11 protein-coding genes are annotated in these 15,036 nt (G+C 59.7%); 3 read left to right on the top strand and 8 right to left on the bottom strand.

Annotation, left to right across the window (positions count from 1 at the left end):
• Nucleotides 1-3 precede the first annotated feature (3 nt).
• The 3 genes from addB to trxA all read left to right on the top strand — a co-directional run bounded on the left by addB (nt 4) and on the right by trxA (nt 7,123).
• Nucleotides 4-3,189: a double-strand break repair protein AddB gene (addB, locus tag FHX15_RS27775; RefSeq protein WP_184401571.1), complete on the top strand. Its 3,186-nt coding sequence runs from the start codon at nt 4-6 to the stop codon at nt 3,187-3,189.
• Nucleotides 3,182-6,727 carry a double-strand break repair helicase AddA gene (gene addA, locus FHX15_RS27780; RefSeq protein WP_184401572.1) on the top strand — a complete coding sequence of 1,182 codons (3,546 nt, stop codon included), beginning with the start codon at nt 3,182-3,184 and terminating at the stop codon, nt 6,725-6,727. The genes addB and addA overlap by 8 nt, the downstream gene beginning before the upstream one ends.
• Before the next feature lie 75 nt (nt 6,728-6,802).
• Nucleotides 6,803-7,123: a thioredoxin gene (trxA, locus tag FHX15_RS27785; protein WP_184401573.1), complete on the top strand. Its 321-nt coding sequence runs from the start codon at nt 6,803-6,805 to the stop codon at nt 7,121-7,123.
• A gap of 47 nt (nt 7,124-7,170) precedes the next feature.
• On the opposite strand, the gene FHX15_RS27790 is transcribed toward trxA, so the two are convergent.
• The 8 genes from FHX15_RS27790 to FHX15_RS27825 all read right to left on the bottom strand — a co-directional run bounded on the left by FHX15_RS27790 (nt 7,171) and on the right by FHX15_RS27825 (nt 15,010).
• Nucleotides 7,171-8,523 carry a folylpolyglutamate synthase/dihydrofolate synthase family protein gene (locus FHX15_RS27790; protein ID WP_184401574.1) on the bottom strand — a complete coding sequence of 451 codons (1,353 nt, stop codon included), beginning with the start codon at nt 8,521-8,523 and terminating at the stop codon, nt 7,171-7,173.
• Between the two features lie 30 nt (nt 8,524-8,553).
• Nucleotides 8,554-9,456, bottom strand: coding sequence for an acetyl-CoA carboxylase, carboxyltransferase subunit beta (accD, locus tag FHX15_RS27795; protein WP_184401575.1), 903 nt, complete (start codon nt 9,454-9,456; stop codon nt 8,554-8,556).
• Nucleotides 9,457-9,494: 38 nt separating this feature from the next.
• Nucleotides 9,495-10,334 carry a tryptophan synthase subunit alpha gene (trpA, locus tag FHX15_RS27800; protein WP_184401576.1) on the bottom strand — a complete coding sequence of 280 codons (840 nt, stop codon included), beginning with the start codon at nt 10,332-10,334 and terminating at the stop codon, nt 9,495-9,497.
• Between the two features lie 5 nt (nt 10,335-10,339).
• Nucleotides 10,340-11,560 carry a tryptophan synthase subunit beta gene (trpB, locus tag FHX15_RS27805; protein WP_184401577.1) on the bottom strand — a complete coding sequence of 407 codons (1,221 nt, stop codon included), beginning with the start codon at nt 11,558-11,560 and terminating at the stop codon, nt 10,340-10,342.
• A gap of 2 nt (nt 11,561-11,562) precedes the next feature.
• A complete protein-coding gene (locus FHX15_RS27810; RefSeq protein WP_184401578.1) occupies nt 11,563-12,231 on the bottom strand; it encodes a phosphoribosylanthranilate isomerase in 669 nt (222 codons plus the stop codon).
• A 73-nt stretch (nt 12,232-12,304) separates the two neighbouring features.
• The gene (locus FHX15_RS27815) at nt 12,305-13,063 is read right to left on the bottom strand and encodes a M48 family metallopeptidase (RefSeq protein WP_184401579.1); all 759 of its coding nucleotides are present in this window, start codon (nt 13,061-13,063) and stop codon (nt 12,305-12,307) included.
• A 90-nt stretch (nt 13,064-13,153) separates the two neighbouring features.
• Nucleotides 13,154-13,588: a DUF2852 domain-containing protein gene (locus FHX15_RS27820; RefSeq protein ID WP_184401580.1), complete on the bottom strand. Its 435-nt coding sequence runs from the start codon at nt 13,586-13,588 to the stop codon at nt 13,154-13,156.
• Nucleotides 13,589-13,732: 144 nt separating this feature from the next.
• Nucleotides 13,733-15,010, bottom strand: a complete 1,278-nt coding sequence (locus FHX15_RS27825; protein ID WP_184401581.1) for a polyhydroxyalkanoate depolymerase — start codon at nt 15,008-15,010, stop codon at nt 13,733-13,735.
• Between the last annotated feature and the right edge of the window lie 26 nt (nt 15,011-15,036).

Here is a 15,036-nt window from a genome sequence, read left to right on the forward strand (position 1 = left end):
AGGATGGCGGAGAGGCATCAGCCACGCATTCTCACGATCCCGTCAGGCGTTCCGTTCCTTAGAACGCTGGCGGCATCGCTATGTGACGGACGCCTCACGCCTCTCTTTCGGCATGATCCCACCGATCCGCTGTCGCTTGCCAAGGTGACGATCTATCTGCCGACGCGGCGCGCCGTGCGCGTGTTGCGCTCCGAATTCGTCGACCTGCTCGGGGGGCGATCGGCAATCCTGCCGGTTATCCGCCCGCTCGGCGAGACGGATGACGATAGCGGTTATTTCGACGAGGCGCTGCCTGCGACGATCGATCTTGCCCAGCCGCTTTCCAATACGGCACGGCTTCTGGAACTGGCGCGGCTGATCCTCGCCTGGCGCAACAAATTGCCCGAGATTGTCCGGCATATCCATTCGGAATCGCCTCTCGTCGCCCCTGCGAGCCCGGCTGATGCCATCTGGCTTGCCCGCAATCTTGCAGAGCTGATCGATTCGATCGAAACCGAGGACCTGGCTTGGACCGAGCTCGCAAAGCTCGATACCGGCGACTATGCGGCCTGGTGGCAATTGACGGCCGAGTTCCTTCAGATCGCCAGCGCCTTCTGGCCCGATCGCCTTGTCGAGCTCGACCGCTCCTCGCCGGCCCGCCACCGCAATGCAATCTTGCGCGCCGAGGCCGGCCGGCTTTCGGCGCTGAAACCTGCCGGGCCGATTATCATCGCCGGTTCGACGGGTTCGCTTCCTGCGACCGCCGACCTGATCGGCGCCGTAGCAGATCTGCCCGAAGGCGTGATCGTGCTGCCCGGCCTCGATCTTTCCATGCCGGAGGAACATTGGCTTCTGGTCGCGCCCGATCTTCTGCCGGGACAGCCAGCCAACCCCGCAAGCCGCACACATCCACAATATGGCCTTGCCGTGCTCCTGAAGCGCCTGAAACTCACCCGCGACGATGTACGGTCTCTCGAAGAGCCGGATTCCGATCTCAGGTTCCGAGCCGAGGTCCTTTCCCGTGCCTTGACGCCGTCGCAAGCGACAAGCGACTGGGGTGCATGGAAGAAGGACTTACGCGAAGGGGCGGTCACTGAAGCATTCGCGGATGTTTCACTGATCGAAGCTGCCAATGAACGCGAAGAGGCGACAGCAATCGCCGTTGCTCTGCGGCTGGCGCTTGAGCGGCCGGGCAAAGACAGCGAAAGCCGGGCTGCTCTCATTACGCCCGACCGCAATCTTGCCCGCCGGGTCATGGCAGAACTCTCCCGCTTCGGCATTGTTGCCGACGATTCGGCCGGTACGCCGCTTTCAGCGACGCCGCAGGGCACGCTGCTGCAATTGCTGTTGGAGGCAACGCTGCGTCCCGGCGATCCGGTCGCAATCGTTTCATTGCTCAAGCATCCACTTGCCCGTTTCAGGTTGGAACGCAACTTGCTGACCGCGGCGGTTGAAGCGTTGGAGCTTCTGGCGCTGCGTGGTGGTGTGGCCGAAGTGGCTATCGGGTCGCTCGAGCAGCTGCTCGACCACCAGCTTGCGGAACAGGCTCTCGACAGGCATGCGCCAGTGTGGCGCAAATCGCTTCCGCCAGGGGCGTTCGATATGGCTCGCCAACTTACCCACCAGGTACAGAACGCGGTCGAGCCGCTCGCATCGGCGCTGGGGCGGCATCACGGTGACGATGGCCAACCGAAAAGCATGACGCTCTCACAGTGGGCCGAGCGGACGGGACGCGCTCTGGAAGGTGTCGCTGCAGATGAATACGGAAATCTGGCCGGCCTCTGGTCCGGCGAGGCGGGCGATGCCCTGGCAAGCCTGCTCGGCGAAGTCATCGATACCGACGGCCAAATGGAAGCGGACGGGCCGCAATGGATCGATATCATGCAGGCGTTATCGGCGGGGCAAGCCGTCAAGCCCGGTGCGCTCAGCCACCCTCGCCTCTTCATCTTCGGCACGCTGGAAGCGCGGCTACAGAATGTCGATACGCTGATCCTCGGCAGCCTCAATGAAGGGTCATGGCCGGGACAGACTGCCAACAACCCCTTCATCTCCCGCATGATGAAAACGGAGATCGGGCTGGAACCGCCGGAACGGCGTATCGGTCAGCTGGCGCATGATTTCGAGATGGCGAACGGCACGCGCCACCTCATTTATTCGCGAGCACTACGCCAGGGCTCGACGCCGACCGTCGCCTCCCGATGGCTGCAGCGGCTTCTGGCGCTCGGCGGAAAGCATTTCGAAGAGCAATTGCGCGAACGCGGCGCACGTTTCGTTCACTGGGCCGGCCAGATCGATCACGGTGACAGCCAGGCACCGGCGCAAAGGCCCTCGCCCAGGCCACCACGCGAGTTGCAGCCCAAATCCTATTCCTTTAGCGAGGTAGGCCGGCTGCGCCGCGACCCCTACGCAATCTACGCGCGTCGTGTGCTGCGGCTTGATCCTGTCGACGCCTTCAATCGCGATCCTGGCGCAGCGGAGCGCGGCACGCTCTACCACAAGATCATCGACCGCTTTGTCCGCGAAGGTCATATTGCCGGAACGCCTGAAGCGGAAGCGGCGATGGAAGTCATCCTGACTGAACTTTTCGACATGGAGAAGTTGCCGCCGCATATCGATGCTGTCTGGCGGCCACGCTTTCGCGAGGTCGCACGCGCCTTCCTGACGTGGGAGGCCGGGCGGCAGTCCGATGTTCAAAAGCGGCTGACGGAAGTGAGAGGCGGGGTTGAACTCGACGGGATCAATATCCGGCTCACTGGTGTCGCCGACCGCATCGACGTCAGAGGACCGAACACCGCCGATATCATCGATTACAAGACTGGCTATAACCCATCACCGACGCAGGCCCGCGCGTTGCTGGACCCACAGCTCGCGCTGGAAGCGGCGGCGCTCCGCGCAGGGGCCTTTCGCGATGCGGGCAGCCTTGTTCCCAATGATCTTCTGTATGTACGCCTGCGACCAGGGACGCGTTTTCTGGTCGACAAGGTCAATAACGAGGAAGCAAATAGCGACAAGGCAAAATCGGCCATGCAGCTCGCCGAGGAATCGATCGACCAGCTGGTGAAATTCGTCAGCTTGCTGCAGTCGGGCGAGAAGGGCTTTACCTCGCGGCTGATCCCCGCCCAGCAGTTCGACTTCGGCGGTGATTACGACCATCTCGCGCGCGTTGCGGAATGGGCGACGGCTGATCCGGAGGGAGGCGGCGATGATTGATCCGACCGCGCTTCCCGAGAGCGATGATCCCGGTACCTGGATCAGTTGGACAACGATCCAGCAGGCGATCGCTTCCGACCCTGCGCGTTCCGCCTGGGTGTCGGCAAATGCCGGCTCGGGCAAGACGCATGTCCTGACGCAGCGGGTCATCCGGCTCTTGCTCTCCGGCGCGCGACCCTCGGCGATCCTCTGCCTCACCTATACCAAGGCTGCCGCTTCCGAAATGTCGAACCGCGTCTTCGAGCGGCTTGCCGAATGGGCAGTTCTTCCGGACGAGGAGCTTGCCAAGCGCATTAAACAAATCGAAGGCCGTGAGCCGGATTCCTTGAAGCTCGCGGAGGCACGTCGGCTGTTTGCCAGGGCGTTGGAGACGCCAGGCGGATTGAAGATCCAGACGATTCACGCGTTCTGCGAAGCGCTGCTTCATCAGTTTCCGCTGGAAGCGAATGTCGCCGGCCACTTCTCGGTTCTCGATGATCGGGCGGCGGCGACGTTGCTTGCCGATGCACGCCGCTCCCTGCTGACATCGACGGCACCGGAGAAGGACCGCGATCTCGCCGATGCCTTCGCCTACGTGCTCAACCTCGGCGACGAATCGGGGCTCGACAACCTGCTCGGCGAAATCGTTGCCAACCGCAATGCCATACGCCGATTCATGATTGCAGCCGAGCAACATGGTGGCGTCGACCAATGGCTGCGGCGGAGGCTTGGACTTGCGCCTGATGATACGGAAGAAAGATTGGCCGACCGGTACTGGCCCCTACCCGGCCTCTCCGGCTCGGCGCTGGAAGCCTACCTGTCGCTTGCCATGGAAAAGGGCGGAGCGAAGGCGCAAGAGGTTGCAGAAGGGTTAAGACGCGCGGCCCGCGAACGTGATGCCACAGCCCGCACGCAGATTCTGGAAAAGGTTTTCCTGACCGCCAAGGGAGAACCGAAGACGGACGGACAATTCTTCGTCAAGGCAATGCTCGCTGCAGCACCGCAACTCGCCGATGCGATCGCCTCTGCACGCACCCATATCGTCGATTGCCGCGACAAGCTGAAAATGATGCGGATGTACACGGCAACGCACGCCGCCCTCGTGCTCGCGGACCGCTTGAACCGTGATTACGAGGAGCTCAAGAAACAGCGCAGCCATCTCGACTTCGAAGATCTTATCACCCGCACCGCCGAGCTGCTCACGAAGAGCGACGTTGGCCCATGGATCCACTACAAGCTCGACCAAGGCATCGACCATATTCTCGTCGATGAGGCACAGGATACCAGTCCCATCCAATGGAGCGTTATCCAGTCGCTCGCGGAGGATTTCTTCTCCGGCGAGAGCGCGCGGCCCGTGGTTCGCACGCTGTTTGCGGTCGGCGACGAAAAGCAGTCCATCTACTCCTTTCAGGGAGCGCGGCCGGAACGGTTTTCCGAGGAAAAGGAACGAACGCAGCGCCGGGTGCAGAACAGCGGTCTCGACTTTTCGACTGTACGCCTGCCGCTTTCCTTCCGCTCCACCTCCGACGTCCTGCACGCCGTCGATCATATCTTCACCCCGGCGGATAATGCACGCGGTCTCGGCATGGAACCGGTCGTCCATCGTTCGAGCCGTATTGGCCATCCGGGCGCCGTCGATCTCTGGGACATGGTCGTGCCCGATATCGTGGTCAAGGACGAGGACTGGACCGCTCCCTTCGACGCCACGCCCGAAAGCGCACCGGCCGCTATCCTGGCGCGGCGGATCGCCCATACGATCGGCGCTCTCGTCGGCCGCGAAACGATCGTCGACAAGGGCAAGGAACGGTTCATCGAAGCCGGTGATATTCTCGTGCTGGTGCGCAAACGCGATGCTTTCGTCACTGCGCTGACACGCGAACTCAAGCGGCGTGGCGACATTCCGGTTGCCGGCGCCGACAGATTGGTGCTCACCAGCCATATAGCCGTGCAGGACCTGATGGCGCTTGGCCGGTTTCTGCTCCTGCCTGAAGATGATCTCTCTCTTGCCGCGGTCCTGAAGAGCCCGCTCTTCGATCTTGCGGAAGAGGATATTTTTGCGGTTGCGGCGCTACGCGGCGACAACGAAAGCGTCTGGCAGCATCTTCGCAAATATGCCGCCGATGGCCATGAACGGTTCCGTGCGGTTGTCGCGCGGCTGGAGCTCTTTCTCGCCCAGTCCCGGAGCCTCTCGGTCCATGATTTCTATGCCCGAGTTCTCGGCAGCCACGGTGGCCGGCGGCAATTCCTGGCGCGGCTCGGCAGTGAAGCCAGCGATATTCTCGACGAATTCCTGACTTTTGCGCTCGATCAGGAGACGTCGGCGCTGCCAGGGCTGCAATCCTTCATCTCGACGCTGGAACTCGAAGCGCCGGAAGTAAAACGAGAGCAGGACAAGGGCAGGAACGAGGTGCGCATCATGACGGTGCATGCCTCCAAAGGTCTCGAAGCGCCAATCGTTTTCCTCGTCGACGGCGGCTCCAAGGCGTTTACGCATACGCATCTGCCGAAGTTCAGGCTGATTGATTCTGGACCGGACGAGCCGCCGATACCGGTCTGGATACCGGTCAACGATCTCGGCAACTCGCTCACATTGAGTGATGCGGCACGTATTCAGCTGCTTGCGGAAGAGGAATACCGGCGCCTCCTCTACGTCGCAATGACGCGCGCCGCCGACCGATTGGTCGTCTGCGGTTATCGCGGCATGCGGCAGAACAACGATACTTGGCACATGATGATATCGAGCGCGCTCAGCGAGGACCATCCGCATGTCCAGAAGGCACGCTTCTCCGGCCCTGACGGAGAATGGGAAGGCGTCCGCTGGCGCGTGCCGCAAGTCGAGCGCAGCTTCGAGCGGCTGGATCGCGCTCAGGAACAGGCGAGCGTCGAAACGGTCCCGCCGGTTCTCTTCCAGCCCCTGCCGCCGCAGAAACAGTTGCCGCGGCCGCTCAGCCCTTCCGGCGCCGGAACGATCATCGACGAAGAGGCGGATGACTTACTCGTCGTTTCACCGCTTTTCGGCAACCGGGAAAGCAATGATCGTTCCCTTGAGAAGGGCCGTCTTATTCACAGAATGCTCCAGGCCTTGCCGGATATCCCGGCGGAGGAGAGAATTAAGGCGGCAAAACGTTATGCCGAACGCGCCGCGAGGTTCTGGCCCATCGCCGAACGGCAGGTTCTGGTCGATTCGGTTATCAGACTTTTGCACGACGAAAGGCTACAGGCCGTCTTCAATGTCCATGCACAGGCCGAGATTTCGATCATGGGAACGTTGACTCTGGAGGGCCGGGAATATGCGGTTTCTGGCCGCATCGACCGGCTTGCTGTGCTGCCTGACGGGGTCGTCATCATGGATTACAAGACGAACCGCGTGCCGCCAGCGACCGAAGAGAAAATCCCCTTTGCCCACAAAGCCCAGCTCGCCATCTACCGGGAAATCCTGAAGCCGCTTTATCCGGCCAAGCGGATTGATTGCATGTTGATTTACACGGAAAACGCCACCATCCATAGACTCCGCGAGCAGACCTTGGCTTCTGCACTTGCAGGACTCAACACAAAGTGAAATATCGGACATTGAAATTCCGGCACCGCACCCTCACATCTTGTCCAACAGCAAATTCCGGTAAAGGAGCAGCCTATGGCTACCGTTAAGGTCGATATCAACAATTTTCAGGCGGAAGTTCTGGAATCCTCAGAACCCGTCGTCGTCGATTTTTGGGCGGAATGGTGCGGCCCATGCAAAATGATTGCTCCGAGCCTTGAAGAAATCGCGACCGAAATGGCCGGCAAGGTCAAGGTTGCCAAACTCAATATCGATGAAAACCCGGAACTGGCAGCGCAGTTCGGCGTTCGCTCCATCCCCACCCTTGCGATCTTCAAGGGCGGCGAGGTTGCCGACATCTCCGTCGGCGCAAAGCCGAAGACAGCGCTTTCCAACTGGATTTCCAGCGCGGCCTGAAGATAGTACATTGTTTGATGTGAAAAGCCCGGCAAATGCCGGGTTTTTCATTTGGGGGGCGTACCGTTTTCCGCCAGTACATCACCGACAAGATAGAGAGAGCCGCCAATCAGAATGCGGGGTGGCGGCGCTGCGGGATCAACGGCCGCGGCGATGGCGTCCAGAGCCTCTGTGACGGATGACATCGGTTCTGCCACAAGGCCGGCATCATAGGCGGTATTGGCAAGGATAACTGGATCGATCGCCGCTTCGCTGCCGTGGATCGGCACGGAATAGACCTTTTCCACCAATCCAGCGAAAGCCTTGAAGTAGCCGACCGGATCTTTGGTGTTGATCATGCCCGAGATCAGGAACAGAGGGCGAGGCTGACGCTCTTCGAAATTCGCCATGGCTTCGGCGATCACCTCGCCGGCCCCCGGATTGTGGCCACCATCGACCCAGATTTCCGATTTCGCCGGTGCGTGACTCAACAACCTGCCTTTCGTCAGCTTCTGCAGGCGCCCCGGCCATTCCACCGTCTCCATCGCCTTTTCCATCATCAGTTCGGTGACAGTGAAGCCCGCAGCCTTGACGGCACGGATGGCGGCGGCAGCGTTGGCATATTGATGACGCCCGGGAAGGCGCGGTAACGGCAGGTCGGCGAGGCCAAATTCGTCTTGATAAATCAGCCGGCCATATTCTTCATGCGCCATGAAATCCTGGCCGAACACCGCGCTCGGGCAGTTCAACCGCTCGGCGGTCGACATCAATACATCAAGCGCCGCATCGTACTCCTGATGCCCGATGACGACCGAATGGCCGCGCTTCATAATACCAGCCTTTTCCGCAGCAATCAGTTCCACGCGATCACCGAGATACGGCTGATGATCAAGCGAAATCGGCATGATGACAGAAGCAGCAGGATCTTCGATGACATTCGTCGCATCGAAACGTCCGCCGAGACCAACCTCGATAATCACGGCATCGGCCGGATGCTCGGAAAACAGAATGAAAGTGACGGCCGTCAAGATTTCAAAGACGGTGATCTTCTTACCGTCATTGGCCTTTGCCACTCGCCGCAAAGCCTCGGCAAAGACGGCATCGTCAACCAGTTTCCCGCGACCGCCGGCAACGCCTAAGCGGTAACGCTCATGCCAGTTGACGAGGTGTGGCGACGTATGGACATGAACGCTGTAGCCACCAGCTTCCAAAAGCGCGCGGCAAAAGGCCGATGTCGAACCCTTGCCATTGGTGCCGGCGATGTGAATGACGGGAGGAAGATCGCGCTCGGGATTGCCGAGGGCCTCCAGAAGGAGCTTGATGCGGTCCAATGACAGATCGTAGCCCTTGGGATGCAATCCCAAGAGCTTTTCGATCTCCTGCGCCGCCTCACTCACCGCAATCTGGCCTCTGTCCGTCATCGGCCCGCCCTATCCTGTGAGGTCTGCTGCTCAGGCGCTTGCCGCCAGAGCAATCACCCCATTGGCATCATTTGCTGCTGTTGCCGGCTTCTTGGTCAGGATTTTCAAAAGACGCGCCAGCGTTTCGGGAATGTCATGACGCTTGACGACCATGTCGACTACACCGTGTTCCAGCAGATATTCCGACGTCTGAAAGCCCTCGGGCAGCTTTTCACGCAGCGTCTGTTCGATGACGCGCTTGCCCGCAAAGCCGATTTCAGCGCCCGGTTCGGCCAGATGGATATCGCCGAGCATGGCGTAAGATGCTGTCACGCCACCAGTGGTCGGGTTGGTCAGAACCACAATGTAGGGCAGGCCCGCTTCCTTGAGCATATCGACGGCAACCGTCGTGCGAGGAAGCTGCATCAGCGACATGATGCCCTCCTGCATGCGCGCGCCGCCTGAAGCCGGGAACATGACGAGCGGGCATTTTTCCGCGATCGCACGTTCGAAGGCTTTCACGATCGCTTCACCGGCAGCCATGCCGAGCGAGCCGCCAATGAAGTTGAACTCATGAACGACCGCAACGAGCTTCAAACCCTGTACCTTGCCGAGGCCGGCGAGGATAGTGTCCTCCTGCTCGGTCTTGAGTCGGCTGTCACGCAGACGATCGATATATTTCTTGGAATCGCGGAACTTGAGCGGATCCTGGGCGACCTTGGGCTGCGGCAAGGATTCGTATTCGCCATTGTCGAACAGGTCGGCAAGACGCGCCTTGGCCGGCATCTTCATGTGGTAGCCAGAAGCGGGAATGACCCACTTGTTGCCTTCCAGGTCCTTGTGAAAGACCATCTCGCCTGTTTCCGGGCACTTGATCCAGAGGTTCTCCGGCACTTCGCGACGGCCCAGCATGGAATTGATCCGCGGGCGAACGTAGTTAGTGATCCAGTTCAACTCGAATACTCCTATTGACTGGTGCCAATGTGGGGAAACTATTCGGCAGCAACAAGGCGCGCCGAACGCGTTCCTGTGGAAAGACCGCGAACCAGCGTCGCAACGGCCTGAACCGTATCGGCCGTCGCCTGTCCATCCGCCGTCAGGGTATTGGCTACCTGATTGACGATAGCGGTACCGACAACCACGCCGTCGGCGGAGGCTCCAATGACCTTCGCATGTTCAGCCGTCTTGACGCCGAACCCGACACAAACGGGCAAGTCGGTATGATCTTTGATGCGCTTGACGGCGCCTGCAACCAACGATGTATCCGGGAGCGCCGAACCGGTGATGCCGGTCATCGAGACGTAATAAACGAAGCCGGACGTGTTCTTCAGAACAGTCGGCAGGCGCTTTCCGTCCGTCGTCGGCGTTGCGAGGCGGATGAAATTGATGCCTTTCTTCAGCGCAGGAATGCAGAGTTCATCATCCATTTCCGGCGGAAGATCGACAACGATCAGGCCATCGATGCCGGATGCCAGTGCGTCATCGAGAAATTTTTCGACGCCATAGATGTAGATCGGGTTGTAGTAACCCATCATGACGATCGGCGTCGTGTCATTGTCCTTGCGGAAGTCGGCAGCGAGCTGCAGCGTTTTCTTCAGCGTCTGCCCACTCTTCAGTGCGCGCTGGCCGGCGAGCTGGATTGCCGGGCCGTCAGCCATAGGATCAGAAAAGGGCATGCCAAGTTCGATGACGTCGGAGCCTGCTTCCGGCAGCGCTTTCATGATGCCGAGCGAGGTCTCGTAGTCGGGATCGCCGCCCATGAAATAGGTTACCAGCGCCGGGCGACCTTCCGCCTTCAGATCAGCGAAACGTTTATCCATGCGTGCGGTCATATTCTTTACTCACCCATTCCCAAAATCTTGCCGACGGTGAAGATGTCCTTGTCGCCGCGGCCGGAGAGGTTCATCAGGATGATCTCGTCCTTACCCATCTTTGGCGCGCGCTTGATGACTTCGGCAAGCGCATGCGAAGGCTCAAGCGCCGGAATGATGCCCTCAAGCCGCGTCAGCGTCTGGAAAGCTTCAAGCGCCTCATGGTCCATGATCGGCACGTATTCGGCACGGCCGATATCGTTCAGCCATGAATGTTCCGGGCCGATGCCGGGGTAGTCGAGGCCAGCCGAGATCGAATGGCCTTCCTTGATCTGCCCGTCATTGTCCTGCAGCAGATAGGTACGGTTGCCATGCAGTACGCCTGGTGAGCCGGCCGTGATCGAGGCGCAGTGCTCGTCGCCCTGCAGGCCTTTGCCGCCCGCTTCGACGCCAACGATCTTGACCTCCTTGTCGTCCAAGAATGGATGGAAGATGCCAATCGCGTTCGAACCGCCGCCGACGGCAGCGATGACGAGATCCGGCAGGCGCCCTTCGGCTTCGAGAATCTGCTGCTTGGCTTCGGTACCGATGACGGCCTGGAAATCGCGGACCATTTCCGGATAGGGATGCGGGCCTGCGGCCGTGCCGATCAGGTAATAGGTGCTGTCGACATTGGTGACCCAGTCACGCAACGCCTCGTTCATGGCATCCTTCAGCGTGCCGTGACCAGCCGTTACCGGCTTTACCTCTGCACCCAGCAGCTTCATGCGGAAAACGTTCGGCGCCTGACGCTCGACATCGGTCGCGCCCATATAGACGACGCAGGGAAGGCCGAAGCGCGCAGCAACGGTCGCAGAGGCAACACCATGCTGACCGGCACCGGTTTCGGCGATGATGCGCGTCTTGCCCATGCGCTTCGCAAGCAGGATCTGGCCGATGCAATTGTTGATCTTGTGCGAGCCGGTGTGGTTCAGCTCCTCACGCTTGAAATAGATCTTGGCACCGCCGAGATGCTGGGTCAGGCGCTCGGCATAGTAGAGAGGGCTCGGGCGGCCTATATAGTGGGTTCCGAGATGCTTCAGTTCCGCCTGAAATTCCGGATCGTCCTTCGCCTTGTTCCACTCTTCCTGCAGGTCGAGGATCAGCGGCATCAAGGTTTCGGCCACGAAGCGGCCCCCGTAAATGCCGAAGCGGCCGTCTTCGTCCGGGCCGGCACGGAAGGAATTCGGTTTAGGCGTCTCGTTCACTTTCAACTCCCTGAGGTCGTTTCAGGCAGGCATGCCTCTTCGACCGCATCGAAAAACTCATCGATCATTTCTGGGCTCTTCACGCCCGGCGCACTCTCGACACCAGAGGCGGTATCGATACCCGGTGCCTTGGAGATTGCCAGGGCCTGGCCGACATTGCTCTTGTTCAGCCCACCGGAAAGCATGTAGTCGATGCTACCGTCAAGCCAAGTGAGCAGGCTCCAGTCAAAGGAAACGCCGTTACCACCCGGCAGCTCGGACCCTTTCGGCGGCTTGGCATCGAAAAGGAAACGATCGGCGATGCCTATATATGCCTCGACCCGCTTCAGGTCGTCGGCGGTGCGAACCGCCAATGCCTTGATAACAGGGATGCCGTAAACCGCCTTGATGGTCAGTACGCGCTCGGGACTCTCGCTGCCATGAAGCTGCAGCATATCGGGGCGCAAAAGCGCAATGATTTCATCGAGATCATCATTGGTCGGATCGACTACCACGGCGACGATTTTCGCCTTGCCGCGCGCAGGCTCCGCAAGCTTGCCGGCAATGTCGGGCTCGACATAGCGCGGGCTCTTTTCGAAAAAATTGAAGCCGAGATGCGTCGCGCCGCGCTTCAATGCGCGTTCGATGGCCTCGGGTGTCTTCAACCCGCAGATCTTGATATCTGGTTTCATGGCAGCGGAGTGACATGAAATTCGCGAAGAGTCGAGCCAATTTGCAAATGCTGGCCGCATTTAGCGGGTGCGCTTAATCGAAGTCTATGGCATGCAACTGGCTGCCATGGCGCTTCAGCCAGGACTTCGCGTCTTCCATATGCGGGCAAAGCTTCTTGCAGAGCGCCCAGAAGTGCGGGCCGTGGTTCATTTCCTTGAGATGCGCTACCTCATGGGCGGCGAGATAGTCTATCACCGACGGCGGCGCCATGACGATGCGCCAGGAAAAACTCAAATTCCCTTCCGAGGAACAGGAACCCCAGCGGCTGCGGGTATCCTTCATGGAAATCGAACGGATGGGCGCCTTGATGGAGCCCGCATGCAGGCGCGACAGTTTCTCAAGATCGGCACGAGCTTCCTTCTTGAGAAAGGCGGCGATGCGCCGGCCGAGATGTTCCGGCATGCCGCTGACGAGAAGTACTGCCTCACCGTCCACCATGACGGCTTCGGTCAGCCCACGCAGACTGCCGGTATGCTGGATGCGATGTTTGACGCCTCGAAAGAGAATGTCGCCGCCGTCGTGCAGACCCGTATCGGTGGAAAATTTCGCAAGCTTGGTCAGCAGCCAGCCTTGGTGCCGATCAAGAAAGGCATTGACCTCACGGGCGGCGAGCCCCTTCGGCACCGTCATCTTCAGCGCCCGGCCACCCGGCTCGATGCGCAGCGTGATCCGGGTTGCGCGATCGTGCTGCTTGATCGTCAAAGGCATCAGACGGCCGGCGACATCCAGCGTCCGCTTTTCAGGCGGCGCCATCTTTTTCGTCGTACGGCGGATCTTCGGGAGCGGAAACATAGGAGTTTTCTATACGATTCGGGGCAAATCCGGGCAAAGAAAAACCGGCATCGGAAGCGATGCCGGCCGCAGATTTCATATGATCACGCTTTACGGCGTCTGGTATTCGGCGACCGGACCATTGTCGTCGCGCCTGCCGTTCTTGCGCTCGCGCATGAAGCGGTCGAATTCTTCCTGATCCTTGGCGCGGCGAAGCTCGCGCAGGTAGGAATCGAATTCTTCACGCATTTCATCGAGCTTGCGACGCTCCTCTTCGATGCGATCGAGCTCGGCCTTGCGCCAATCGTCGAAGGCGACGTTGCCCGTCGAGAAATGCGGGCGGTGACGGCCATGCGAACGGCGGCAGCCTGCAAAGAAGCCATCCGTTGCCTGGTTGACGTCATGCTTGAAGCCGCGCAGGCGTTCGCCGAAGATGATATAGGCAAGCATGGCCAGCCCCAGAGGCCAGAAAACCATGAAGCCGAGGATCATCAAGGCAACGGTAGCCGGAGTCCAATCCGGCCGAAGCAATGCTGACTGGTTCATCGTGCGGTATCCTCGCGTTCAGCACCCGACACGATGCCGAGTGCTGAAAAACCAAATGGTTACAGCGGAACCGGCCTTCAAGACGATTTCAGGTTAAATCGGACAACGCCTTGAATCCACGACATTAAATCAGCGTTCTCTAACTCACGCCGATTTGCCGCCTTTGATGACCCGCTGAACCGGCGCCTTCTTGGCGCGGGAATGCTGGCGCGTGAACGAGACTATGCGAGGCGCGATCTCGCGGCGGAAGCGAGAACCGTTGAAGACGCCATAGTGGCCAACATCCGGCTGCAGATAGTGCATGCGCATCTCTTCAGGGATGTTCACGCAGATAGTCTGCGCGGCATGCGTCTGGCCGACGCCGGAGATATCGTCGTTCTCACCTTCGACCGTCAGCAGGGCGACATTGCGGATCGCCGTGGGATCGACACGCTTGCCGCGATGCATCAGCTCCCCCTTCGGCAGCGCATGCTTCATGAAAACCTGCTCTACGGTCTGCAGATAAAATTCTGCCGTCAGGTCCATGACGGCGAGATATTCGTCGTAGAAATCGCGGTGCTTTTCCGGCTCCCCATCGTTCTTCACGAGATGCATGAAGAATTCTTTGTGAGCCACCAAATGTCGATCGAGATTCATCGACATGAAGCCGGAAAGCTGCAGGAAACCGGGATAGACGGGGCGCATGAAGCCCGGTTGCGGCCACGGCACGTTCATGATGACGTTATCAGCAAACCATTCGAGCGGGCGCTCTTTAGCAAGTTTATTTACGGCCGTCGGATTGATACGGGTATCAATCGGGCCGCCCATCAGAGTCATGGACGAAGGCGCAAGCGGATCCTTGGCTTCTTCCATGATTGCGGCGGCGGCCAGCACCGGCACGGAGGGCTGACAGACCGCAATGACATGCGTGTCATGGCCCAGGAAATGCAGCATCTCGATGACGTAATCGATGTAATCTGAAAAATCGAAAGTGCCTTCGGTCATCGGCACCATGCGCGCATCCAACCAATCGGTGATATAAATATCGGCGCTGGGCAGCAATGCCTCGACGGTTCCGCGCAGCAAAGTCGCATAGTGGCCAGACATCGGGGCAACGATGAGAATACGTGGATCGTCGTTTCGGCCGCCGGCTGGAACATCGCGCGAAAAGTGCAGAAGATTGCAGAAGGAGCGCGTCCAGACCACTTCCTCGCGCACAGCGATGGTCCTGCCGTCGATAACGGTTTCCTTGAGTCCGAATTCCGGCTTCCCATAACGGCGCGTGGTGCGCTCGAACATTTCGAGACCGGCCGAAATGGTGCGTCCCATCGGGGTCTGTGAGAAGGGGTTCAGCGGGTTGGCATAGGCAAAACGCATAATATCGGCTGCAGCGCGGAAGGGAGCCAGCACTGCATGGTTCAATTCATAAAGCTGGTAGAACATGGAGGGCGCCACCTTTCTCTATCCGG

This window comes from Rhizobium sp. BK650, assembly GCF_014195325.1.
Classification (GTDB): domain Bacteria; phylum Pseudomonadota; class Alphaproteobacteria; order Rhizobiales; family Rhizobiaceae; genus Rhizobium.

Excerpts from the sequence above, each read along its gene's own strand:
- addB (WP_184401571.1), top strand. The coding sequence starts at position 4 with ATGGCGGAGAGGCATCAGCCACGCATTCTCACGATCCCGTCAGGCGTT.
- addA (WP_184401572.1), top strand. The coding sequence starts at position 3,182 with ATGATTGATCCGACCGCGCTTCCCGAGAGCGATGATCCCGGTACCTGG.
- trxA (WP_184401573.1), top strand. The coding sequence starts at position 6,803 with ATGGCTACCGTTAAGGTCGATATCAACAATTTTCAGGCGGAAGTTCTG.
- FHX15_RS27790 (WP_184401574.1), bottom strand. The coding sequence starts at position 8,523 with ATGACGGACAGAGGCCAGATTGCGGTGAGTGAGGCGGCGCAGGAGATC.
- trpA (WP_184401576.1), bottom strand. The coding sequence starts at position 10,334 with ATGACCGCACGCATGGATAAACGTTTCGCTGATCTGAAGGCGGAAGGT.
- FHX15_RS27810 (WP_184401578.1), bottom strand. The coding sequence starts at position 12,231 with ATGAAACCAGATATCAAGATCTGCGGGTTGAAGACACCCGAGGCCATC.
- FHX15_RS27815 (WP_184401579.1), bottom strand. The coding sequence starts at position 13,063 with ATGTTTCCGCTCCCGAAGATCCGCCGTACGACGAAAAAGATGGCGCCG.
- FHX15_RS27820 (WP_184401580.1), bottom strand. The coding sequence starts at position 13,588 with ATGAACCAGTCAGCATTGCTTCGGCCGGATTGGACTCCGGCTACCGTT.
- FHX15_RS27825 (WP_184401581.1), bottom strand. The coding sequence starts at position 15,010 with ATGTTCTACCAGCTTTATGAATTGAACCATGCAGTGCTGGCTCCCTTC.